General features: G+C 73.4%; 19 protein-coding genes and 1 pseudogene. 12 read left to right on the forward strand and 8 right to left on the reverse strand.

The genetic code is table 11. The features are described 5' to 3' along the window. Nucleotides 1-33 precede the first annotated feature (33 nt). Together ACIGHB_RS04310 and purU are read left to right on the forward strand one after the other, a co-directional pair. Nucleotides 34-537, forward strand: coding sequence for a hypothetical protein (locus tag ACIGHB_RS04310; RefSeq protein WP_399909437.1), 504 nt, complete (start codon nt 34-36; stop codon nt 535-537). A gap of 83 nt (nt 538-620) precedes the next feature. Continuing rightward, nucleotides 621-1,472 (forward strand): formyltetrahydrofolate deformylase, encoded by an 852-nt coding sequence (gene purU, locus ACIGHB_RS04315; protein WP_399909439.1) that lies wholly within the window; start codon nt 621-623, stop codon nt 1,470-1,472. Nucleotides 1,473-1,951: 479 nt separating this feature from the next. Here the strand turns inward: purU and ACIGHB_RS04320 are convergent, their stop codons facing one another. Continuing rightward, nucleotides 1,952-3,160 carry a maleylpyruvate isomerase N-terminal domain-containing protein gene (locus tag ACIGHB_RS04320; protein WP_399909441.1) on the reverse strand — a complete coding sequence of 403 codons (1,209 nt, stop codon included), beginning with the start codon at nt 3,158-3,160 and terminating at the stop codon, nt 1,952-1,954. Then, a complete protein-coding gene (locus ACIGHB_RS04325) occupies nt 3,157-3,735 on the reverse strand; it encodes a sigma-70 family RNA polymerase sigma factor (protein WP_360310327.1) in 579 nt (192 codons plus the stop codon). The genes ACIGHB_RS04320 and ACIGHB_RS04325 overlap by 4 nt, the downstream gene beginning before the upstream one ends. A 201-nt stretch (nt 3,736-3,936) precedes the next feature. Between ACIGHB_RS04325 and ACIGHB_RS04330 the strand changes: the two genes are divergently transcribed. Further along, complete coding sequence (locus ACIGHB_RS04330; protein WP_360310329.1) at nt 3,937-4,404, forward strand: STAS domain-containing protein; 468 nt, start codon at nt 3,937-3,939, stop codon at nt 4,402-4,404. On the opposite strand, the gene ACIGHB_RS04335 is transcribed toward ACIGHB_RS04330, so the two are convergent. After that, a complete protein-coding gene (locus ACIGHB_RS04335; protein WP_399909443.1) occupies nt 4,325-5,902 on the reverse strand; it encodes a class I adenylate-forming enzyme family protein in 1,578 nt (525 codons plus the stop codon). The two genes, ACIGHB_RS04330 and ACIGHB_RS04335, sit on opposite strands and share 80 nt — an antisense overlap. A gap of 157 nt (nt 5,903-6,059) precedes the next feature. Between ACIGHB_RS04335 and ACIGHB_RS04340 the strand changes: the two genes are divergently transcribed. The 4 genes from ACIGHB_RS04340 to ACIGHB_RS04355 all read left to right on the forward strand — a co-directional run bounded on the left by ACIGHB_RS04340 (nt 6,060) and on the right by ACIGHB_RS04355 (nt 10,028). After that, nucleotides 6,060-7,250, forward strand: a complete 1,191-nt coding sequence (locus ACIGHB_RS04340; RefSeq protein WP_399909445.1) for an amidohydrolase family protein — start codon at nt 6,060-6,062, stop codon at nt 7,248-7,250. Further along, on the forward strand, nt 7,250-8,383 hold the full coding sequence (locus ACIGHB_RS04345; RefSeq protein WP_360310335.1) for an acyl-CoA dehydrogenase family protein: 1,134 nt from the start codon (nt 7,250-7,252) through the stop codon (nt 8,381-8,383). The genes ACIGHB_RS04340 and ACIGHB_RS04345 overlap by 1 nt, the downstream gene beginning before the upstream one ends. Nucleotides 8,384-8,391: 8 nt before the next feature. Beyond that, nucleotides 8,392-9,258 carry an acyl-CoA dehydrogenase family protein gene (locus tag ACIGHB_RS04350; protein WP_399909448.1) on the forward strand — a complete coding sequence of 289 codons (867 nt, stop codon included), beginning with the start codon at nt 8,392-8,394 and terminating at the stop codon, nt 9,256-9,258. Between the two features lie 326 nt (nt 9,259-9,584). After that, on the forward strand, nt 9,585-10,028 hold the full coding sequence (locus ACIGHB_RS04355) for an ATP-binding protein (protein ID WP_360310339.1): 444 nt from the start codon (nt 9,585-9,587) through the stop codon (nt 10,026-10,028). Between the two features lie 212 nt (nt 10,029-10,240). Here the strand turns inward: ACIGHB_RS04355 and ACIGHB_RS04360 are convergent, their stop codons facing one another. Then, a complete protein-coding gene (locus ACIGHB_RS04360) occupies nt 10,241-11,167 on the reverse strand; it encodes a cyclase family protein (RefSeq protein ID WP_399909450.1) in 927 nt (308 codons plus the stop codon). An 84-nt stretch (nt 11,168-11,251) separates the two neighbouring features. Between ACIGHB_RS04360 and ACIGHB_RS04365 the strand changes: the two genes are divergently transcribed. Both ACIGHB_RS04365 and ACIGHB_RS04370 read left to right on the forward strand, forming a co-directional pair. Then, a complete protein-coding gene (locus ACIGHB_RS04365) occupies nt 11,252-12,166 on the forward strand; it encodes an SDR family oxidoreductase (protein ID WP_360310343.1) in 915 nt (304 codons plus the stop codon). Nucleotides 12,167-12,191: 25 nt separating this feature from the next. Further along, nucleotides 12,192-13,241 carry a Zn-dependent alcohol dehydrogenase gene (locus ACIGHB_RS04370; RefSeq protein ID WP_360310345.1) on the forward strand — a complete coding sequence of 350 codons (1,050 nt, stop codon included), beginning with the start codon at nt 12,192-12,194 and terminating at the stop codon, nt 13,239-13,241. Nucleotides 13,242-13,338: 97 nt separating this feature from the next. Here ACIGHB_RS04370 and ACIGHB_RS04375 read toward each other — a convergent pair whose 3' ends face one another. Further along, nucleotides 13,339-14,313: a GlxA family transcriptional regulator gene (locus ACIGHB_RS04375; RefSeq protein ID WP_399909453.1), complete on the reverse strand. Its 975-nt coding sequence runs from the start codon at nt 14,311-14,313 to the stop codon at nt 13,339-13,341. 54 nt (nt 14,314-14,367) lie between these two features. Between ACIGHB_RS04375 and ACIGHB_RS04380 the strand changes: the two are divergent. From ACIGHB_RS04380 to ACIGHB_RS04390, 3 genes and pseudogenes are all read left to right on the forward strand, one after another. Further along, nucleotides 14,368-15,646, forward strand: a pseudogene (locus ACIGHB_RS04380) (MFS transporter). Between the two features lie 157 nt (nt 15,647-15,803). Beyond that, nucleotides 15,804-17,114, forward strand: coding sequence for an MFS transporter (locus tag ACIGHB_RS04385; protein WP_399909455.1), 1,311 nt, complete (start codon nt 15,804-15,806; stop codon nt 17,112-17,114). Beyond that, nucleotides 17,107-17,568, forward strand: a complete 462-nt coding sequence (locus tag ACIGHB_RS04390; RefSeq protein ID WP_399909457.1) for a hypothetical protein — start codon at nt 17,107-17,109, stop codon at nt 17,566-17,568. Before ACIGHB_RS04385 ends, ACIGHB_RS04390 begins: the two co-directional genes overlap by 8 nt. Here the strand turns inward: ACIGHB_RS04390 and ACIGHB_RS04395 are convergent. From ACIGHB_RS04395 to ACIGHB_RS04405, 3 genes are all read right to left on the reverse strand, one after another. After that, entirely contained in the window at nt 17,555-18,160 is a 606-nt protein-coding gene (locus ACIGHB_RS04395) for a flavin reductase family protein (protein ID WP_360310353.1), read from the reverse strand. The genes ACIGHB_RS04390 and ACIGHB_RS04395 overlap by 14 nt on opposite strands. 69 nt (nt 18,161-18,229) lie before the next feature. Then, nucleotides 18,230-21,940, reverse strand: coding sequence for a hypothetical protein (locus ACIGHB_RS04400; RefSeq protein ID WP_399909459.1), 3,711 nt, complete (start codon nt 21,938-21,940; stop codon nt 18,230-18,232). Nucleotides 21,941-22,034: 94 nt separating this feature from the next. Beyond that, nucleotides 22,035-22,823 carry an enoyl-CoA hydratase/isomerase family protein gene (locus tag ACIGHB_RS04405; protein WP_399909461.1) on the reverse strand — a complete coding sequence of 263 codons (789 nt, stop codon included), beginning with the start codon at nt 22,821-22,823 and terminating at the stop codon, nt 22,035-22,037. Nucleotides 22,824-22,840 lie beyond the last annotated feature (17 nt).

Below are 22,840 nucleotides of genomic sequence, written 5' to 3' on the forward strand. Positions count from 1 at the left end.
CCGGTTGTCGGTGGGGAACCGTACGATCGAGCGATGTCCAGTTCCGTCCCCGGTCCGGTGAACTCTTCCCGTCGCGGCCGTCGCTCCTCCACCATGGGCGGCATGCCGCTCAACGACATGCCGTGGTGGCGCTGGCGCGCCAATGTGCGCTCGGCGCTGCACATGCTCTCCGACCCAGGGTTCCACCGGTCCGTCTGGCTCGCCGGCCAGGAGGGGTACGGGGACGTCACCGACGCCGTCTACCGGCTCGTCGAGGACACCTGGCTCGACAACTGGTCCGCCGAGCGCTACGTCGGCGCGATCTTCCGGGACTCCGGGGAGGCGCAGCTCGTCGACCTGGCCGTCCTGCGGGTCCTGCGGATCCTCCACCAGGTCGGGCCCGACGCGCCCTTCTCCGCGTACCAGGAGCACCCGGGCTGGCCCGAGGCGGTCCACGCGGCGCGGGAGGCGCACGTACGGCTCGCGACGGCCGACGGGGACGACCCGGACGTGCCGCCGCGCTCGCTCGACGTGCTGAGGATCCTCACGCGCGCGTGACGCGTCCGCGTGAGGTTCGGCGGGGCGTTCCGGTGGACGGACCGCGGTACGGACCGGGCGGCGGGTTGTGGCACGCTGTCCGGATGACCGACCAGTACGTCCTCACCATCTCGTGCCCGGACAAGCAGGGCATCGTGCACGCCGTGTCGAGCTACCTCTTCATCACCGGATGCAACATCGAGGACAGTCAGCAGTTCGGAGACCGGGACACGGGTCTCTTCTTCATGCGGGTCCACTTCTCGGCCGAGGCGCCGGTGACCGTGGAGAAGCTGCGGGCGAGCTTCGCGGCGGTCGGGGACTCCTTCCAGATGGACTGGCAGATCCACCGCGCCGAGGAGCGCATGCGGGTCGTGCTCATGGTCTCGAAGTTCGGCCACTGCCTGAACGACCTGCTCTTCCGGTCCTCCATCGGGGCGCTGCCGGTCGAGATCGTCGCCGTCGTCTCCAACCACACCGACTTCGCCGAGCTCGTCGCCTCGTACGACCTGCCCTTCCGGCACATCCCGGTGACGAAGGAGACCAAGCCGCAGGCGGAGGCGGAGCTGCTCGCGCTCGTCGAGGAGGAGAACGTCGAGCTGGTCGTCCTCGCCCGCTACATGCAGGTCCTCTCCGACGACCTCTGCAAGCGGCTCTCCGGGCGGATCATCAACATCCACCACTCCTTCCTGCCGAGCTTCAAGGGCGCCAAGCCGTACCACCAGGCGCACGCGCGCGGCGTGAAGCTCATCGGGGCGACGGCGCACTACGTCACGGCGGACCTCGACGAGGGCCCGATCATCGAGCAGGAGGTCGAGCGGGTGGGCCACGAGGTGACGCCGGACCAGCTGGTCGCGGTGGGGCGTGACGTGGAGTGCCAGGCGCTGGCGCGGGCGGTGAAGTGGCATGCGGAGCGGCGCATCCTCCTGAACGGCCGCCGCACGGTCGTCTTCACGTAGCCCCCCACGCGCCGCGCCCTCGCGGGCCGCGCCCGCACCGCCGCTCCGTTGTGGGCTGCGCCCGCGCCGCCGTTCCGTTGTGGGCTGCGCCCGCGCCGCCGTTCCGTTGTGGGCTGGGCCCGCCGCGCCCGCCGTTTCGTTGTGGGCAATCGTTCCGCTGGGGCGGAACGGGTGGGCACAACGGAACGGCACCTTCTGCGGGTGCTTCCGCTTCCGTGCCTGGGCCCGCACCCGTACGGCGTCGTGCATCCGGTGCGGGTTCAGGCGCGGAAAGCCTGGGCGCGGCCGAGCGCGCCGTCCCGTGTGCCCACCCGTCCCGCCCCTAGCGGGACGCCTGCCCACACGGGGGTGCAGCGAGGGGCGCCGTCCCGCGGGTCGTGCTCCGGCGCGTTGGCCGGGCCTGGGGGTGGGCTCCGCCCCAGCGGGGCGGAGGTCCACACCGCGGTACAGCTAGGCGCGTCGTCCCGCAGGACCTCGTTCTACAGGCGGCTCAAGGACGCTGCCGCGGAGAGGACGTCCTGGATGGCTTCGCGGTCGCCGTCCTGGCCGGCCGCCGCCTCCTGGGGCGAGATGTGGCCCGCCACCAGCTGGCAGAACTCGACGCCGTCCATCGCGACCTGCGCGACCGTGTGGTCGGGGGAGCCGAGCGCCGCGGGGGAGTCCAGCGGGATGTACCAGTGGCCGCCGCCCGCGCCCTCGATCTCCAGGTGGAGCGAGCGGCCCGGCGCGCCCGCCGTGACGAGCCGGCGGGGCGGCGCCGCGCGGCCGGCGCGGCGGCGCTGGGCCACCGCGGCGGGGAGGAGCCGGGCGGCCAGGTCGATCATGCCGTGGAGGTGCGGGCCGCTCGGCGGGTCGTAGGGGTAGGCGACGGCGTTCGCGATGTCGTCCGCGTGGACCCAGCACTCGAAGGCCCGCTCCAGGAGCGCGTCCTTCAGGGGGAGGGCGAAGTCGCCGTAGGTGACGGTGAGGTCCGAGACCCCGCGCCCGGCGAAGGACACCGTGCGGACGAGCGCGTGGCTCTGCTCCCGCCACGGCGCCCGCAGTGCCCGGTTCGGCGGCCGGTCCAGCGCCTCCCAGAACGCCTCCGTCCGCTCCGTCGGCGACAGCTCCGGCACGTCGGGGCCGAGCGGGTCGGCGAGGCCGAGCGCGCCCGACACCAGGCCGTCGACCGTCAGGAGGTGGCCGATCACCCCCGCGACGGTCGACTTCCGCCGCACCGGCCGGTCGTCCTCGTACCACTTGAGCCGGACCGGCGTGTGCCACTCCGACTCGCCGATGTCCCGCAGCAGCGCGTCGAGCCGGGCGGTCTCCGCGTCGTACGGCGTCGCCCAGGCGGGGACCGGGATGCGGGCCGGGCGGCGGCCCAGGCAGTTCTCCAGGACCCGCGACCGCAGCAGCGGGTCGAGGTCCAGGTCCCGGTCCTCGTGCAGCAGCGCCACCGCGTCCCTCAGCCGCAGCGCCTCGTCCGCGCAGGGCGCGCACGCGGTCAGGTGGTCCTCGACGGCCCTGCTCTCCGCGGCCGAACACGCCGACAGTGCCCACGCCCCGAGGAGGGACTTGAGCACCGTGTGGGAGAGGTCCAGGGGCGCCGCGTCCGTGAGGTCCGCGTGGTCGTCGGCGGCCTCCCGCGGGCCCGGTATCCAGGGGGCGCGCGCGAGGGCGTCGTCCTCGCCGTCCGCCCCGGTCACCGCGCCCGTCCGTAGCCGCCCGGCGGTCCGTCGAGCGGGCGGGTGTTCGCGGTGGAGAGGAGCTGGAGGCCGAGCCGGAGCCGGCGGCGGGCCTCCTCGTGGCTGATGGACAGGTCGGCGGCGGTCTGGCGGTAGTCCCGCCGCTGGAAGTACGCCAGTTCGAGCGCCTTGCGGAGCGGGGCCGGCATGGAGGTGACGATGTAGTCGGCGCGGGCCGCGGCCGAGGCCCGGCGGACCTTGGCCTCCAGCTCCTCCGCCGAGCCGACGCCGGTCTCCGCGTACGCCGTCGCCTCGGTCTCCCGCAGCCGGTGCACGGCCTGGCGCTGGGTGAGCCGGGCCACCCAGGAGCGCAGGTTGCCCTGGCGGGGGTCGTACGCGTCGGGGTTCTCCCAGATGTAGCCGAAGACCTCACGGGTGATCTGGTCGGCCGCCTGGTCGTCGTCGAGGACGCGGTGGGCGAGGCTGTGGACGAGGGAGGCGAAGCGGTCGTACAGCTCGCCGAGGGCGGCGGCCTCGCCGCGGGCGAGCCGCTGCTGCATCCTGCGGTCCCAGCGCGGTGGTGTGTCGTTCGCCATCCGAGCCTCCACCCTTCCGCTTCCGCGTCCGCCGCTGCCGGCGCCGCCTTGTCCCACCCCTCACCCCAAACTAGTGCGACCGGCCGACAACGCACGCCTGTTTGCCGCAAGTGCGGCCTTCACGCAGGAGCGGATGGTAAGGAAAGCGTCATACCCGGCTCAAGGGGTTTCGGCCAGTTCCCCCGGGGCAGGCGCCCGTCCGTGACGACGATCGAGGCCGACGAGGACGACCGCGCTGGATGGACGGTGCTGCGCCTGCGCGGCGAGCTGGACCTGGTGACCTCGCCGCTGATACGGCGGCGGGTGCACGACGCCGTCGCCGCGGGCCGGCACGACCTCGTCGTCGACCTGTCCGGGGTGCTGTTCTGCGACTCCAGCGGCGTCGGCGTGCTGGTCGGCGCCCGCCGGCTGCTGCGCTCCTGCGGCGGGCGGCTGCGGCTGGTCCTTCCCGAGGCGGCGGAGGGCCAGGGCCATGTCACCCGGGTCTTCCACGCGCTCGGCGTGACCCGCCTCTTCGAGGTGTACGGGGACCTGCCTGCGGCCCTGGCGGGCGAGGCTTCCGCCGCCGTGGAGATCCCGGAGCCCCGGCTCAGGCACGTCCCCCCGCCGCCGGCGGACCCGCTGCCTCCCCAGGCCACTCCCGGTCTGCTGCCCCGAACCGCTCCCTGAGCTTGTACTTGAGGACCTTCCGCAGCGTCTCGTTGCGCGGCAGGGCGTCGACGACCTCCAGCTGTTCCGGCAGCTTGTGGACGGAGAGCCCGGCCGCGCGGAGGAAGGCGGTGAGTTCCGGCAGGGTCAGCGGCGGGGCGCCGGCCGGCTGTTCGACGACGGCGCAGACCCGTTCGCCGCGCACGGCGTCCGGGAGGCCGATGACGGCGGCGTCGCCGACGGCCGGGTGTTCGTGGAGGAGGTCCTCGATCTCCTTGGCCGAGATGTTCTCGCCCTTGCGGATGATGACGTCCTTGAGCCGTCCGGTGAGGACGAGGTGGCCGCTGGGCGTCAGGTGCCCGAGGTCGCCGGTGACGAGGAAGCCGTCCTCGTCGAAGGCGGCGGCGGTCTGCGCCGGGTCGAGGTAGCCGCTGCAGACGGCCTCGCCGCGGAGCCGTATCTCGCCGGACGGGGTGATCCGGACCTCCATGGCGGCGGGCGGGCGCCCCTCGGTGGTGGCGAGGTTCTCGGGGGTGTCCTCGGGGTCGCCCATGGTGATCATGGGGACCTCGGTCATGCCGTAGCCGTGCGTGAGCTGGCAGCCCAGCTCCTTGCGCACCGCGTGGTAGACCTCGGGCGGCTTGGGCGCTCCGCCGCCGGCGAGGAGCCGCAGGGTGGGGATGACGGGTTCGCCGGGGTTCTTGCGCTGTTCGGCGAGGAACATCGAGTAGAAGGCGGTGGAGCCGCCGGCGACGGTGACGCCGTGGCGGCGGTATTCGGCCAGCGACTCGGGCAGCGCGAACTGTTCGAGCATCACGGCGGGGAAGCCGTACAGCAGCAGCATCACCGTGTAGTCGGGCCCGGCGATGTGCGCGTAGGGGAAGGCCATGGAGCCGACGTCGGCGGCGGTGAGGCGCAGCGCGTGGGCGAGGCAGGCGCCGCCGGCGAGGAGCGAGCGGTCGGTGTGCAGCACGCCCTTGGGGTCGGAGGTGGTGCCGGAGGTCCAGTAGATCCAGCGGACGTCGGTGCCGGAGGCGGGCGGCGGGGGGAGGACGGCCGGGTCGCCGTCGGGGAGGTCCTCGGGGGCGTACGCCTCGAAGATCCCGCGCGCGCCGAGCCGGCGGGCCATCGCGGTGTGGTCGTGGCCGCGCCAGACGCCGGGGACGGCGAAGTGTTCGGCCCGGGAGGCGCGGAGGGCGAAGCCGACCTCCTTGTCCCGGTAGAAGGGGATGACGGGGGTCTGGACGGCGCCGAGGCGGGCGAGCGCGAAGGAGAGCACGGCGGTCTCCAGGCGGGTGGGCAGCTGCCAGGCGACGACGGTGCCGGGCCGGACGCTCCTGTCGTACAGTCCGGCGGCGCAGCGTTCGGCGCGCTCGCGCAGGGCGCCGAAGGTGAGGACGCGGTCGCCCTGGAGGAGGACGGGCCGGTCGGGGGTGAGGTCGGCGCGGCGCTCGACGAGCTCCCAGAGCGTGCGGGACTCGCCCAGCGCGAGGGCCTGCGCGGTTTCGGTCGCGGTCACGGGAGCCTCCATTGCGTGCGTTCCCTGGATGCTTTTATCTGACAGTGCGTCAGTTCGTGCGGAGAGCGTAAGGGGACGGTCCTTGTCGGTCCAGACCCCCGGGGTTAGCCTTGCCTCATCGAGATCTGACGATCCATCAGATTACTGGAGGGCTGCCATGACCGACCTGCCCCGCATCATCAGCGTCGACGACCACGTGATCGAGCCCGCCCACCTCTTCGACACGTGGCTGCCCGCGAAGTACCGGGAGCGCGGGCCGCAGGCGGTCACCGCCGGGATCGGGGAGCTCGCGTACGTCGGCGGGAAGTACCAGATCACGATGGACCCGGACGGGCCGCCGACCGACTGGTGGATCTACGAGGACCTCAAGTTCCCGTACAAGCGGAACATCGCCGCCGTCGGCTTCGACCGGGACGACATGACCCTGGAGGGGATCACCCGCGAGGAGATGCGGCGCGGCTGCTGGGACCCGAAGGCGCGCCTCGCCGACATGGACCTCAACCACGTCGAGGCGAGCCTCTGCTTCCCCACCTTCCCGCGCTTCTGCGGGCAGACCTTCGCCGAGGCGCACGACAAGGAGGTCGCCCTCGCGTGCGTGCGCGCGTACAACGACTGGATGGTCGACGAGTGGTGCGGCGACAGCGGCGGCCGGCTCATCCCGCTCTGCATCATCCCGCTCTGGGACATCGACCTCGCCGTCGCCGAGATCCGCCGCAACGCCGCCCGGGGCGTCAAGGCCGTCACCTTCTCCGAGATCCCCACCCACCTCGGGCTGCCGTCGATCCACTCCGGCTACTGGGATCCCTTCTTCGCCGTCTGCCAGGAGACCGGCACGGTCGTCAACATGCATATTGGATCCAGTAGCCAGATGCCGGCGGCGTCCCCCGACGCCCCGCCCGCCGTCCAGGCGAGCCTGAGCTTCAACAACGCGATGGCCTCGATGATGGACTTCCTCTTCTCCGGCGTCCTCGTGAAGTTCCCCCGCCTCAAGCTCGCCTACAGCGAGGGCCAGATGGGGTGGATCCCGTACGCCCTGGAGCGCGCCGACGACGTCTGGGAGGAGCACCGCGCCTGGGGCGGGGTCCGCGACCTGATCCCCGAGCCGCCGTCCACGTACTACTACCGGCAGATCTTCTGCTGCTTCTTCCGCGACAAGCACGGCATCGCCTCGCTCGACGTCGTCGGCCGCGACAACGCCACCTTCGAGACCGACTACCCGCACGTCGACTCGACCTTCCCGCACACCAAGGAGGTCGCCCTCGACCACGTCCGGGGCCTCGACGACGAGACCGTCTACAAGCTGATGCGCGGCAACGCCATCCGCATGCTCGGCCTCGGCATCGTCTGATGGACCTCTCCTACACGGACGAGGAGGAGGAGTTCCGGGCCGGGCTGCGGGACTGGCTCGCCGCCGCGCTGCCCACCCTGCCGCCCCGCCCCGACCCGCTGGACTGGCCGGGCCGCAGGGCGTACGACTGCGGCTGGCAGCGGCGGCTCCACGACGCCGGGTACGGGCACGTGCACTGGGACGCCTCGCCCACCCAGCGGCTCATCTTCCTGGAGGAGACCGAACGGGCCGGCGCGCCCTACGTCGGCGCCAACTTCGTCGGCCTCCTCCACGCCGGGCCGACCATCGCCGCCGAGGGCACGCCCGCACAGCGCGAGCGGTGGCTGGAGCCGGTGCTGCGCGGCGACGAGGTCTGGTGCCAGGGCTTCAGCGAGCCCGACGCCGGCTCCGACCTGGCCGGGCTGCGGACCCGGGCGGTCCGGGACGGGGACGCGTACGTCGTCACCGGGCAGAAGATCTGGACCTCGCACGCCGAGGTCGCCGACTGGTGCGAACTCCTCGTGCGCACCGACCCCGACGCCCCCCGGCACCGGGGCATCAGCTGGCTCGCGCTGCCCATGGACGCGCCCGGGGTGACCGTACGGCCGCTGCGGACCCTCGCCGGATCCACCGAGTTCGCGGAGCTCTTCCTCGACGAGGTGCGGGTCCCGGCCGCGAACCGGGTCGGCGAGGAGAACGACGGCTGGCGGGTCACCATGGTCACCCTCTCCTTCGAGCGCGGCACCGCCTTCGTCGGCGAGGTCGTCGCCTGCCGCCGACTCCTCGGCGAACTCGCCCGCGCGGCCCGGGAGAACGGCCGCTGGGACGACCCGGCGCTCCGCCGCAGGATCGGCCGGCTCGCCGCCGGCTTCCAGGCCCTGTGGCGGCTCACCCAGCGCAACGTCAGCGAGGCCCAGGCCACCGGGGGCGTCCCCGGCGTCGGCGGCTCCGTCTTCAAGCTGCACTACTCGCACGCCCGCCAGGAGCTGTACGACACCGCCGCCGAGGTCCTCGGCCCCGACGCGCTCGACCTCGACCGGGAGTGGAACCTCGACCGGCTCTCCTCCCTCTCGTACACGATCGCCGCCGGCACCAGCCAGATCCAGCGCAACATCGTCGCCGAGCGGATCCTCGGCCTGCCGAAGGGGCGGTGAGCCGGACCGTGGACTTCCGACTGAGCGAGGACCAGAGGGACCTCAGGCGAGGCGTACGGGAGCTGCTCGCGGGCCGCTTCGGACGGGACGCGCTGCGGGCGGCCGTCGACGGGGGCGGGGCGCTCGACCGGGGCCTGTGGAAGGAGTTGGGCGAGGCCGGCCTCTTCGCGCTGCGGCTTCCGGAGGCGGACGGCGGGGTCGGGCTCGGCCTGCCGGAGGCGGTGCTCGTCTTCGAGGAGACCGGACGGGCGCTGGTGCCGGGGCCGCTGGTCGCCACGCACGTCGCGGCCGGGTCCGTGCCGGGCGCCGCCGAAGGGACCGTCGTCGTCACCGAGGTCTCGCCCGAGGGGCTGGTCCCCTGGCTGGAGGCCGCCGACGTGGCGCGGGGCGACGCGAGCGGAGCCGTACCCGTGCGGTCGGTCGACCCGCTGACACCGCTTCACCGGGTCCCGCAGGCGCGGGGCGCGGCCGGCGGCGAGACGGTGCTGCTCACCGCCGCCGAGCAGGTCGGCACCGCCGCCTGGTGCACGGACGCGGCCGTCGCGTACGCCGGGCAGCGGGAGCAGTTCGGTCAGGTCATCGGAGGGTTCCAGGCGGTGAAGCACCTGTGCGCCGGGATGCTGGTGCGGACCGAGCTGGCGCGGGCCGCCGTGCACGCCGCCGCCGTCACCGCCGACCCGGTCGAGATCGCCGGCGCCAAACTGCTCGCCGACGAGGCGGCCGTCGCGAACGCCCGGGACTGCCTCCAGGTGCACGGCGGGATGGGCTTCACCTGGGAGGCGGACGTCCATCTCCATCTGAAGCGGGCGTGGGTGCGGGCCGCGCTCGTGCTGCCGGCGGACCGGGCGGCGGAGGAGGTGGCCGCCGCGCTCTGAGTGACCGAACTGGTGACGGAGCGTGTTCGATTCCCGGCGGCCGTGGGCGGAATGTCGATATCGGGTTGTGTCCTTCGAGGGGTCGTCACGGGTCGGAGTCGGCCCTCCGCTCCGGTACTCTCCGTGGGATGCGAGTGCTTGTGAGCCCGGGTCGCGCCCCGCGTTCGACTCCCCGCCGCGTGCGTCGCACAGTATGGACCACGCGTACTCCTTCGCGCTGGAATATGCCCGAAGCGCTTGTTGCGGTGACTGTACGTCAACCATGCTGTCTCACAAGGGAATCACGTTCCGTAAAGGTGTGTCCGCCGGTTCGGATGGTGTGAACGGTGCAGGTGCTTCAGGTTCAGTTGGAGGTCGGGCCGGACCCGGCCGAGGTGGGGCGTGCGCGCAGGTGGGCCCGGAAACGGCTGGCCGGCTCCGGGATAGGGGACGACGAGCCGCTGGCGGAGACGCTGGTCCTGCTCATCTCCGAGCTGGTGACCAACGCGGTCGTGCACACGGGCTGCCCCGCCGTGCTGCGCATGCTCTTCGCGGCGGAGGGCGGTGTACGGGTCGAGGTCGCCGACCGCAGCGACCGGCCGCCCCGGCCCCGGCACGCCGCCGGGGAGGACACCAACGGGCGCGGTCTGGAGCTGGTCGACGGTCTCGCCGACCGGTGGGGCTGGCAGCCCGAAGGCGCCGGCAAGCGGATCTGGTGCGAGGTGGATCGTACGCCCGTGGGCACCGCGTCCGGTGAGGGCATCGGCTCACCCGGACGGGTGCGCTGTTGACGGTTCGTTCCGTTTTGCCCACTCTAGGGTGAGCGATTCGTGGCGAGGGGAGCCGAGGGCCGTGTGCCCTCGGCATGTGCGGGTCGCGGCCGGGTGGCGGCGGTCCGTGCCGTGCTCGGGGCGCGCGCGAGCGCGCCGCCACCCGTGACGCCGTCCTGGCGCGCTCCCGGAACGTTCGCCCGTCCCCGCGATTTCGCGGAACCCTCGTCCCCTCAGAAGAGCGCCACCGGCGCCACCGGGGTCCCCGTGCCGCCGACGAAAGGTTCCGGCATGGCGGAGAGCAGGAAGGCGTAGCGGCCTTCTTGTGCACAGGCTGTGGACAACTCTTCGAGGTTCCAGTTCTGGCCCTGGAGCATCCCCATCTCGACCAGGTCGAGCGCGTGCACCCCCAGCCACAGGTCCTCGATCTCCGGCGGGAAGATCTCGAAGGTGAGGGTGTCGTTGGCGACGGCCGCGACGTCCCGGGCGTGGAACCACTCGGGCGTACGGATCGAGAGCCCGGGGGAGGGGAACGCGTACCCGTGCTTGTCCCCGGCCAGGTACAGCCCGATCTGCCCGGTCCGTACGAGCACGATGTCGCCGGCCCGTACCGTCACCCGCCCGAACTCCGCCGCCTCGTCCAGGTCCTCCGGGGTCACCGCGTGGTCGCCGGGCAGCCGGTCCACGCCCTTCGCCGCCGCCACGTCGAGCAGGACGCCCCGGCCGACGACGTGCCGCGCCGTGTGGATGCCGCTGAAGGCGGCCCGGCCGTGCGGGGTGATGGTGTCGGCGGGGCGGCCGTTGTAGATCCGGCCCGAGTGCGAGGCGTGCGTGAGGGCGTCCCAGTGGGTGGCCGCCTGGAGGCCCAGGGTCACGGCGTCGTCGCTGGTCGCGACCGTACCGGGGCCGAAGAGCTCCTGGTTGACCTGGACCATGACGTGGAGCGGGTTGACCCGGCCGGGGATCATGCCGGTCTGCACGCCGTCCTGCCGCAGTTCCACGGCGAGGGGGACACGGCGACCGGAGCGGACCGTCGCGGCCGCCTCCCGCACCGCCTCGTCGGTGATCAGGTTCAGCGTCCCGATCTCGTCCTCCCGGCCCCAACGGCCCCAGTTGTTCACGCGCTTGGCGATCTCGTGGAAAGCGGCGGGGAGGGACATCGGGGCCTCCGGGGTCTTGTTTTCCGGTATCTGACGACCCATAGAATCTAACGGACCGTCAGAAACTGCGGGAAGGGGCCGGAGATGGGGAACTTCTTGGCGGGCAAGGTCGTCGCCGTGACCGGAGCGGGGCGCGGCATCGGCCGCGCGGTCGCCCTCGCGTGCGCCGCCGAGGGGGCGAAGGTCGTCGTCAACGACTACGGCGTCTCCATCGAGGGCGCCGAGCCGGCCAGCGACGTCGCCGTCGCCGTGGTCAAGGAGATCGAGGCGGCCGGGGGCACGGCCGTCGCGGTCGCCGACGACATCTCCACCATGGCGGGCGGGCAGCGGCTCGTCGACGTCGCCCTGGCCGAGTACGGGCGGATCGACGGGGTCGTGTGCGTGGCGGGCATCCTGCGCGAGCGGATGCTCTTCAACATGACCGAGGAGGAGTGGGACCCCGTCGTCGCCACCCACCTCAAGGGCACCTTCACCGTGTTCCGGGCGGCGGCGGCCGTGATGCGGAAACAGGGCTCAGGGGCGCTCATCGGCTTCACCAGCGGCAACCACCAGGGGTCCGTCGCCCAGGCCAACTACTCGGCCGCGAAGGGCGGGATCATCTCGCTCGTCCGCAGCGCGGCCCTCGGCCTGCACAAGTACGGCGTCACCGCCAACGCGGTCGCGCCGGTCGCCAGGACCCGGATGTCCGCCAACGTCCCCATGGAGCTCAAGGAGATCGGCGAGCCCGAGGACGTCGCCGCGCTCGTCGTCTACCTGCTCTCCGACCGGGCCCGCGAGGAGCGGATCACCGGGCAGGTCTACACGATCGCCGGACCCAAGATCGCGGTGTGGGCGCAGCCCAGGGAGCTGCGGGCCGGCTACGCGGAGGGCGGCGGGTGGACGCCGGAGCGCATCGCGGACTTCCTGCCGGGGACGGTGGGGACGGACCCGATGCCGATGCTGGCCCGCCTGGAGGAGATGGCGCGGGCCGCCGCGGCGGGCGACCGCCCGAACCAGTAGTCCGTCGACAGAGGGAGGGATCGTCGTGCGCGGTGTGGTGTTCGACGGGAAGAGCGTCGAGGTCGTCACGGACCTGGAGGTGCGGGACCCCGGTCCCGGTGAGGTGCTGGTGGGGATCCGGGCGGCCGGGCTCTGCCACAGCGACCTGTCCGTCATCGACGGGACCATCCCGTTCCCGCCGCCGGTCGTCCTCGGGCACGAGGGCGCCGGGGTCGTCGAGGCGGTCGGGGAGGGGGTGACGCACGTCGTCCCCGGCGACCACGTGGCGCTGTCCACGCTCGCCAACTGCGGGGCCTGCCCCGACTGCGACACCGGCCGGCCGACCATGTGCCGGAAGGCGATCGGGATGCCGGGGCGGCCGTTCTCCCGGCAGGGCGCGCCGCTGTTCCAGTTCGCCTCGAACTCCTCCTTCGCCGAACGGACGGTCGTGAAGGCCGTGCAGGCGGTGCGGATCCCCGAGGACGTGCCGTTCACGTCCGCCGCCCTGCTCGGCTGCGGCGTCCTCACCGGCGTCGGAGCCGTACTCAACCGGGCGAAGGTCGGGCGCGGCGAGACCGTCGTCGTCATCGGCGCAGGCGGGATCGGGCTCAACGTCATCCAGGGCGCGCGGATCGCGGGCGCCCTCACCGTCGTGGCCGTGGACACCAACCCGGCCAAGGAGGAGCTGGCCCGCCGCTTCGGCGCCACGCACTTCCTTGGCTCCGCCGACGGCGTCCGCGAGGTGCTGCCGACCGGCGCCGACCACGTCTTCGAGTGCGTCGGCCACACCGGTCTCGTCCGCACCGCGATCGACCTCCTCGACCGGCACGGCCAGGCGGTGCTGCTCGGCATGACCGCGCCCGGGGCGGAGGCGTCCTTCCCGCCCGCCGCGATGTTCCTCGACAAGGCGGTCCTCGGCTGCCGGTACGGCTCGTCCCGCCCGCAGAAGGACATCCCGCTCTACGCCGGGCTGTACCGCGCCGGCGCCCTCCTCCTCGACGAACTCGTCACCGCCGCCTACCCGGTGGAGGAGTTCGCGCGGGCCCGGGAGGAGGCGGAGGCGGGGAAGGTGGCGCGCGGGGTGCTGGTGTTCTGAGCGGGGGGTGCCGGCGTTCCGAGCGGGGGGTGCCGGCGTTCCGAGCGCCGGGTGCCGGCGTTCTGAGCGCGGGATCAGGAGGCGGCGGGTCGGAGGGTCAGGAGTCCGTCGAGCCCGTGCGGAAGGTGCGCCGGTAGGCGGTCGGGGTGACGCCGATGGCCGTCATCAGATGGACGCGCAGGGACTGGGCGGTGCCGAAGCCGGAGTCCTGGGCCACCCGGTCCACGGGGAGGTCGCTGCTCTCCAGGAGGTGCCGGGCGCGCTCGATCCGCTGCCGGGTGAGCCACTGGCCGGGGCTGACGCCGACCTCGTCGCGGAAGCGGCGGGTGAAGGTGCGGACGCTCATGGCCTCCCGCTCGGCCAGGTCCCGCAGCTGGATCGGCTCGTGGAGGTGGGCCAGCGCCCAGGCGCGGGCGGCGGTCGTGGTGTGGGTGCCGGGGTCCGGGACGGGGCGGGCGATGTACTGGGCCTGGCCGCCGTCCCGGTGCGGCGGGACGACCGTACGGCGGGCCACGGCGTTGGCGATCGCGGCGCCGTGGTCCCGGCGCACGATGTGCAGGCACAGGTCCAGGCCGGCGGCGACGCCCGCCGAGGTGAGCACGTCGCCGTCGTCGACGAAGAGGACGTCGGCGTCGACCCGTACCGTCGGGAAGAGCCGCTGGAAGTGGTCGGCCGACGCCCAGTGGGTGGTGGCCGGCCGCCCGTCGAGCCAGCCGGCCGCGGCCAGCACGTACCCGCCCGTGCAGATCGCGACCAGCCGCGTGCCCGGCCGGACGTGCGCGAGCGCGGCGGCCAGCTCGTCGGTGAGCCTGCCCTCCTCGTAGACCGGTCCCAGCTCGTACGAGGCGGGCACGACGACCGTGTCCGCCGTGGCCAGCGCCTCCGGGCCGTGCTCGACGTGGACGGCGAAGTCCGCGTCGGTCTGCACGGGACCCGCCGCCACCGCGCAGGTCACGATCTCGTACAGCCGCCGCCCCCCGGCGTCCCTGGCGCCGCCGAAGATCCGGTGCGGGATGCCCAGCTCGAAGGGGAGCAGCCCCGGCAGGGCGAGGACGACGACGCGGTGCGGCACGGGGGCTCCCTCGGCTAAATCAGTGGTGGTCCAGACCACCTGGTGGTAGGACGGCTGCCCGTGACGGACAACACGTACAAGTCTGCGGCCGGCGCGCGGGTACCCGCGCCGCCCGAGCCGCCCGCCCTCTGGAACCGTAACTTCCGGCTCTTCTTCACCGCCAGGTCGGCCGCCGTCCTCGGCGAGGGCATGGTCCCCGTCGCCTTCGCCGCGGGGCTCCTCGGCGCCGGCCGGCCCGGCTCCTCCGTCGGCTACGCGCTCGGCCTGTGGACCGCCGCCTTCGCCGTCTTCGTCCTCTTCGGCGGCGTCCTCGCCGACCGCTTCACCGCCCCGCCGCATGATGATCACCGCCGATCTGCTGCGGCTGCCCGGAGCCGCGCTCCTCGCCGTCGCCTTCGCGGTCGGCAGCCCGCCGCTGTGGGCCGTGTACGCGCTCTCCGTCGTCGCCGGCGTCGGCGCCGCGCTCTTCCAGCCGGGCGTCGCCTCGACCATCCCGCGCATCGCCCCCGACGTGCAGCGCGCCAACGCCGTCCTGCGGGTCGCGGAGGCGCTGATGACGATGGCGGGCCCCGCGCTCGCCGGCCTCCTCGTCGCCGCCTGGAACGCGGGCGCGGCCTTCGCCGCCAACGCCGCCACCTTCGCCGTCAGCGCCGTCTGCTTCCTGCTGATGCGGATCCCGCCGACGGCCCCGTCCGAGGAGCGCGAGCGCGGCTCCTTCGCCGCCGAACTTGCTCTGGGGTGGCGGGAGTTCCGCTCGCGGAGCTGGCTGTGGGGGGTCATCGCCATCTGGACGGTGTACGGACTGACCGTCGCCGGCCCGATGGTGCCGCTGACCGCGAGCCTGGTCACCGGGGACCACGGCTCGGCCGTGTACGGGGCGCTGATGGCGGCCAACGGCGCCGGCAGCGCCCTCGGCGGGCTCCTCGCCCTCCGCATCCGCCCCCGCCGCCCCCTCGCCTCCGGCGCCGTCGCCCTCCTCGGCCTCCCGGTGAACCTGGTGCTCCTCGGCCTCGGCGCACCCGTCCCCGTCCTCGCCGCCGGGCAGTTCGTGGCGGGCACCGCCTTCGCGTTCTGGCTCGTCATGTGGTCCACGGCGGTCCAGACCCACGTCCCGCAGGAGGCCCTGAACCGCATGCACGCCTACGACGTGGCCGGTTCCCTGCTGATGATGGGCGTCGGCCGGGCACTCTCGGGCCCGGTCGCCGGGGTGGTGGGCACGGAGGCGGTGCTGCTCACGGGGGCGGGGATCGCGGTCCTGGTGGTGGGGGCGCTCCTCGCGGTCCGGCCGATCAGGAACCTGCCACGGCTCGCGCGGACGGTGGCCGGGCCATGACCCACGTTGCTCGCTGTACCGAGGCGTGGCCCGACGTGTCGGAAACCCGAGAGTCCGTCGCCGGGCCGTGAACCGTACCGAGGCGTGGCCCGATCTGTTGGAAACCTGACAGTCGGGCCAATGGTGGGGGAGGGATCAGGCCAGCATCCTCGATGGCATGGCCCAGACAACGGAGCAGGACTCCTCCACCCCCACCCCGGCCCCGGCGCCCGCCCCGGCCACCACCCCGCGCTTCCACCGTGCCTGGTCCGTCGCCGCGGTCACCTTCGTCACGATCATCGGCGCCGCCGCCTTCGCCTCCCTCCCGGGCCTGCTCATCGAACCGCTCCACGGCGAGTTCGACTGGTCGCGCGGCACGATCGGCTTCGCCGTCTCCGTCAACCTCGCCCTCTACGGCCTCACCGCCCCCTTCGCCGCCGCCCTCATGGACCGCTTCGGCATCCGCAGGGTCGTCGCCGCCGCCCTCTCCGTCATCGCGCTCGGCTCCCTGCTCACCGTCTGGATGACGGCCGCCTGGCAGCTCGTCCTCTACTGGGGGATCCTCGTCGGCCTCGGCAGCGGCTCCATGGCGCTCGCCTTCGCCGCGACCGTCACCAACCGCTGGTTCACCGCCCGCCGCGGCCTCGTCACCGGCATCCTCACCGCGGCCGGCGCCTCCGGCCAGCTCGTCTTCCTGCCGCTCCTGTCCTGGCTGGTCGAGAACCACGGCTGGCGCCCGGCCGCCGTGACCGTCGCCCTCTCCGCGCTCGCCGTCGTCCCCTTCGTCTGGCTGCTGCTCCGCGACCACCCGGCGGACGTCGGAGTGGCCCCGTACGGCGGGGAGTACGCCGAGAAGCCCGCCCCGGTGCCGGGCGCGGCCCGCCGCGCGGTGACGGTCCTCCTCAAGGCGGCCCGCACGGGCCCCTTCTGGCTCCTGGCCGGTACCTTCGCGATCTGCGGCGCCTCCACCAACGGCCTGGTGAAGACCCACTTCGTGCCGGCCGCGCACGACCACGGCATGCCGGTCACGGCCGCCGCCGGACTCCTCGCCGTCATCGGCGTCTTCGACGTCGTCGGCACCATCGCCTCCGGCTGGTTCACCGACCGCTTCGAGGCCCGGCGCCTGCTGGCCGTCTACTACGCCCTGCGGGGCGTCTCCCTCCTCTTCCTCCCCCTGCTCCTCGCCCCCTCCGTCCACCCGCCGATGATCTTCTTCATCGTCTTCTACGGCCTCGACTGGGTCGCCACGGTCCCGCCCACCATCGCCCTCTGCCGCGCGCACTACGGCGAGGACTCCGCGATCGTCTTCGGCTGGGTCCTCGCCTCCCACCAGGTCGGCGCCGCCGTCGTCGCCTTCGCCGGCGGAGTCGCCCGCGACGTCTTCGGCTCGTACGACGTCGTCTGGTACGCCTCCGGCGCCCTGTGCGCGGCGGCGGCCCTCATGGCCCTCGTCATCCGGCGCCCCCGGCATGATGGAGCCCATGCGTAGCTGGAGGAGCAAGCCGTGGCTGCTGTGGGCCCTGCTGATGGTGCCCGCGGCGGCGACGATCGCCGGAATCGGTACGTACACGCGGGTCTTGGGCCCTGAGGACGCGCCGAGGCCGAGCCGGGCGGACCTGGTGGGGCGGTACGAGGACGGGGACGGGGGTGTGGTGACGCTGAAGGCGGACGGCAAGGTGGCCCTGTCGGGCGTCAAGTACATGTTCGAGGTCACGAAGGAGGACGGTTCCGGATACGGCTTCCCGAAGCGGTGCCATGACCAGGACGCCAGCTGGACGTTCACCGAGTCCCGCCCGCGCTGGAGCCATGTGGTGAGCGTCGGTACCGACTGCGGCGTCGGGATGAACTGGATGCAGTGGGACGTGATCGGCACCCCCTCTGAGCCGCAGATCGTCTACTGGGTGGACGCCCCTTTTGATAGCCGCGTCCTCACCCGCCGCTGAACCCCCCGAACCGCCCCCGGTGGAACAGCAGCGGCTCCCCGCCCTCCTCGACCGCCCCCAGCGCCTCCACCCGCCCGACCACGATCAGATGGTCGCCGCCGGTGTGGACGGTGGTGATCGCGCAGTCGATCCAGGCGGGTACGCCGGCGAGCCGGGGCGCGCCGGTGACGGGTGCGGGGGACCACTCGACGCCCGCGAACTTGTCGGCGCCGCTGACGGCGAACGCCCGGCAGAGCGGCCCCTGTTCGGCGCCCAGCACGTTCACGCAGAAGGTCCCGGCGGCGGCGATGCGCGGCCAGGTGGTCGAGGTGCGGGCGACCATGAAGGCCACCAGCGGGGGATCCAGCGACAGCGAGGCGAAGGACTGACAGGCGAAGCCGGTCGGACCGGCTCCGTCCGCCGTGGTCACGAGCGTGACGCCGCTGGCGAAGTGCCCGAGCACGCGCCGGAACTCCGCCGGGTCGACGGGCGCCCGTTCGTCCTCGCCCACGGCCCGCAGGGCGGGCCGGGGGAGGGGTTCGACGGCCGTGGGCGCCCCGGCCGCTCTCAGGTGTCGGACGGCGCTGGCCGCCATCCCCGCGTGTCCCATCATGTGCAGCATTGAAACTGACGCAGCGTCAGATGGGAACACCCGGGGAGGCGGCGATGGCGGCGGCGCGGTCTACCCGGCGACGGCGCCCGTCGCGCGGGTCCAGGCGTACCCGGAGGTGTGCCCGGTGCGGTGGGCGGTCACCTTGACGGTGATCTTCTGGCCGCGCTGGGCCTTGCCGATCACGAAGGTGGACTTCGTGGCGCCGCTGACGGCCCGCCCGTTCGCGTACCACTGGTAGGCGTACGAGGTCGGCGCGGGCGTCCAGGTGCCCCGGTTGAGGGTGAGGGTCCGCCCGACCCGGACGGTGCCGGTCAGGTACGGCGCCTTCGTCGCCTTCGGGGCGACCCCGTAGCCGACCGCGACGGCGGCCGTCGAGGCGGAGCCGCTGAGGTGCCCGGTGCGGTGCGCGGTGACCGTGACGGTCAGCTTCTTGCCGCGCACGGCGGCGGTCGGGGTGTACGCGGAGCCGGTCGCGCCGGAGATCGCGACGCCGTCCGCCCGCCACTGGTAGCCGTACGAGGTCGCGGCCGGCGACCAGGTCCCGACCGAGGCGGACACCTTCGACCCGACCTTCACGCTCCCGGTCATGGCCGGCGCCCGGGTGGCCTTGGGGGCGACGCCCTTCACGAGCACGGACCGGCTGCTCGCGGTCGCGTTCGGATGCCCCGTCTTCCGCGCGGTCACCGTCACCGTCAGCTGCTTCCCCTGGAGTGCCGCGGGAAGCGTGTACGCGGAGGCCGTGGCGCCGGAGATCGCGACGCCGTTCGCCTTCCACTGGTACGCGTAGCCGTCGGGCGCGGACGACCACGGTCCGGGACTCGCCGTCACCTTCCCGCCCACGGCGGCCGTGCCCGTGATGGTGACCATGCCGGTGGAGCCGAGCGGGGCCACGACGGTGATCGGGGCGGGCCGGTGCTCCACCCCCCTGCGGGAGTCCACGCGCAGGGCCAGTCGGCGTCCCTCCGGAGCGTCGGTCAGGTCCAGCGCCACGACCATGCTCCGGCGGTCGGGCGCGACGGAGACCGTGGTGGACGTGGCCCCGTAGTAGTAGGCGTGCGGCTCGTTGTACTCCTCCACGACGACCTGGGTCAGCTTGCTGAGCGAGGTGCCGGTGACCGTCATGGTGATCTTGCCGGCGCCGACCGTGCCCGGGGTCACCGACTTCACCGTCCACGGCACGAGACCGCAGACGCCCTCCTGGACGGTGCAGTCGGCCTCCGCCCGGACGGGGGTGGGGGAGCCCCAGGGCTGGTCGGGCAGTCCGATCACCAGCGTCGCCGGACGGGACTCCCTGGCATCGCCCCGCACCTGGCACCTGTACTCCGGGGTGCCGTAGTCGGCGTAGAACTCGCAGCCGTTGCCCTGGACGAGGGGGTCGTACAGCACCGCCCTGGGCCGGTTCGGGGACGAGCCGGTGGTCGGGAACCGGACCATGAACTCGTCGTTCGCGGCGGCCGGCAGCAGTACGCACAGCGCGGACTTCTGCTCGCTCAGCGTGCCGGTGAGCGGACCGAAGCCGTGGCTCACGTCGGAGAGCCGGGCGCACTCGGGCGGCGGGCCCGTGGCCGTGGCCACCCGCAGGGCGTCGACGCGGTGGGCGGGAAGGGCCGTCCCCGAACGAGGCACGGCGATCACCTGGTACCGGGTGGAACCGGTGGGGAAGCACTCCCGCGCGTCGCGTCCGCAGACCTCCACGCCGTTCGCGTCGTACACGTGGAGCTGCACGGTGTCCCCGGCGCCCCGGAGGGCGATGTGGACCCTGTCCCCGGCGGCGGCGCTCACCTGGTGGCAGTGGAAGGCGTCGACCGGGCCGGGCAGACCCGCGAGGGACGGGCCGCCGATGGAGCCCACGGGGCCGCCGGGGCAGCCCTTGGCGGTGGCGGTGACATCCCTGCGGACCACGGTGTACGTGGCGGGCGCGTCATGTCCCTGGAAGAAGGCGGTGTGCGTCACGCCGGGCGTCAGCGCGCACTCCTCGTACGCGGCACCTCCTCCGGTCTCCAGGGCGCAGATCCACTTGCCCGTCGCGTCGAACACGACCAGCCCTGCCCCGCGAGCGCCCGTGAGCCGCCCGAGCTGGAGCAGTTCCTTCGCGGAGTGGTCGGCTGCCGGGATGGTCAGGCAGTCGGCGAAGACGCCGTCCCCGGTGGTCAGCTCGGCACGCGGGCTACCGTCCGTGAAGTCTCCGGCGGGGAGAACGCGGCAGGAACCCGGCATGTCGGCGCGGTCCACCAGGATCCGGTAGGCGCCGGTCGGGTCGCTGGTCCTCGCGCTCGTGACGAGCAGCCGGTGGGGGCCGGTCCCCGCCAGGGTGCAGGCCGTCCCCGTCTGCTCCTGCTGGTGGGAGCAGACCTCCGTTCCGGTGGAGTCCAGCACGCTCAGGTACACGGCGTCGTCCGGACGAAGGACGACCCTGGAGCCTTGCGGGGCCGGCAGCGCGAGGCAGTCGGTCTCGCCCAGGCCGGCGAGGCTGCCGCGGTGCACGCTCGACAGGGCGAGGTCCCCGGTGCAGCCCTCGGTGGACGTGCGGTGGCGCAGCTCGACGAGGTCGTCGCTGAAGAACGTGTAGGTGACGCCGGCTCCGAGACCGCAGCCGTACAGGTAGGTGCAGGCGACCTCGCGGCCGTTCTGGCCGTAGACCTCGACGCCTTGGTCCCAGCCTCGGGCGTTCAGGGCGCGGACCTCGTAGCGCCCGCTCTCCTGAGGGGTGAAGGTCCTGCACCCGCTCGTCGGTGACGGCGGGACCGCGGCCGTGCCGTAGGGGGTCGGGGTGATGGGTACGCAGCCCTGCGGGTTCGACATGCGACGGACCAGCAGCCGGTAGTCGGCGGTGGGGTCGGCCGCCTGGTACAGGTCACCGAGGACGCGGTAGCCGCCGGAGCCCTGGGGCAGAACGCAGCCGGGCCCGCCGTCGCCCGGGTAGGGGCAGATGCGCCGGCCGGTGTCGTCGGTGATCCAGCGGTGCACGAAGGAAGTGCCGGACCACAGCTCTGTGATGATCCGGTCGCCGGGGGACCCGTCGAAGGACCGGCAGACGAGTCCGATCCGGCCGGGGGTGGGGCCGGTGGCGGGAGCGGCGTCGTATCCGGTGCCCGGGATCTCCGGGCAGCCGGGGCCCGGCATCAGAGGGACGATGGCGAAACGCAGCGAGCCGGCCCACGCGTGGTTGCGCGCGCGCAGGGTGTAAGTGCCCGGACCCAGCGGGCAGATCGTCTCGTCGGCTTCGTCCCGTTCGCAGGAGACCGGGGTTTCGCCCGAGAGGAAGGTGAGGCGGATGTTGGCCACGCCGTCGCGCATCACGCGGTGCAGCCCCTGCTTCTCCACCGTGACGGTGAAGCAGGTCTCCTCGTCCGGAGCGAGTGTCACCGAGCCGGCGGGATCCCCGGCCGCGCCCAGCGGGGTCAGCGGCAGGACCGTGCACGAGGTGCCGGAGGCGTCGGTGGGGGTAGGCGTCGGCGTGGGATCCGGCGTGGGCGTGGGTTCGGGTGTCGGTTCCTCCGCCGGGGCCTGCGGGGCCTGCGGGGCCTGCGGGGTCTCCGGGGTCTGCGGGGCCTGCGGGGTCTGCGGGGTCTGCGGGACCTCGGCGGCCGGGGCCTCCGTGGCCAGGGCCGGGGCGGTTGCGGGTGCCGTCGTCGGCGCGGTCGGCGGCTGGTCGGCCGCGGAGGCCGCCGGCAGGGCCGGGGCCAGGAGGGCCGTCAGCAGGGCGGGGACCAGGAAGAGGGCTCTTCGGGATCTTCCGGATCTTCCGGATCGTGCGCGGGGGCGCGCGGGGTGAGACATCGTGATTTCCCCCCCGGGAAAGGTGAACGGCATATGCACTCCATATGCGCGGACACACTGTATGGGCGACCCCCGACAGCCGCCCACCCGGCCGCTACCTCCCCTCGTACGTCGCCTCCCGCCGCTCCACGAACGCCGCCACTCCCTCCCGCGCGTCCCGTGTCGTCATGTTCAGCTCCTGGGCCGTCGCCTCCGCCGCGAAGGCGGTCGCGCGGTCCGTGTCCAGGGAGGCGTTGACGAGCTGCTTGGTGAGGGCCAGGGCGCGCGTCGGGCCCTGGGCGAGCCGTTCCGCCCAGGCGCGGGCCGTCTTCGGCAGCTCGTCCGCCGGCACGACCCGGTTCACCAGGCCCATCGCGCACGCCTCCGCCGCCGGCACCGCGTCCCCGAAGAACAGCAGCTCCTTCGCGCGCTGCGGCCCGACCAGCCGCGGCAGCAGGTACGCCCCGCCGCCGTCGGGGACCAGGCCCCGGCGGGCGAAGACCTCGACGAAGCGGGCGGACTCGGCGGCGAGGACGAGGTCGCAGGCGAGCGCGAGGTGCGCGCCGATGCCCGCCGCCGTGCCGTTCACCGCCGCGATCACCGGTTTCTCGCAGTCCAGGACGGCGGCGATGAAGCGCTGCGCGCCCTGCCGGATCATGCGGGAGACGTCCCCCGCCACCCTCTCGCCCCCGGCCGCCGGCCCGCCCCGCAGGTCCGCGCCGGCGCAGAAGCCCCGGCCGGTCGCGGTGATCACGACCGCCCGTAGGGACGGATCGGCGGAGGCGTCCGCGAGCAGCGCGATGATCCGCTCCCGCTGGTCCCAGGTGACCGCGTTCATCGCCTCGGGGCGGTTGAGCGTGATCCACGAGACGCCGTTCTCGACGGAGTGGAGTACGTCGGGCACCTCACGCACCTCCGAAG

Origin of the sequence: Streptomyces sp. NPDC085460, assembly GCF_044541975.1 — a bacterium.
GTDB lineage: Bacteria > Actinomycetota > Actinomycetes > Streptomycetales > Streptomycetaceae > Streptomyces.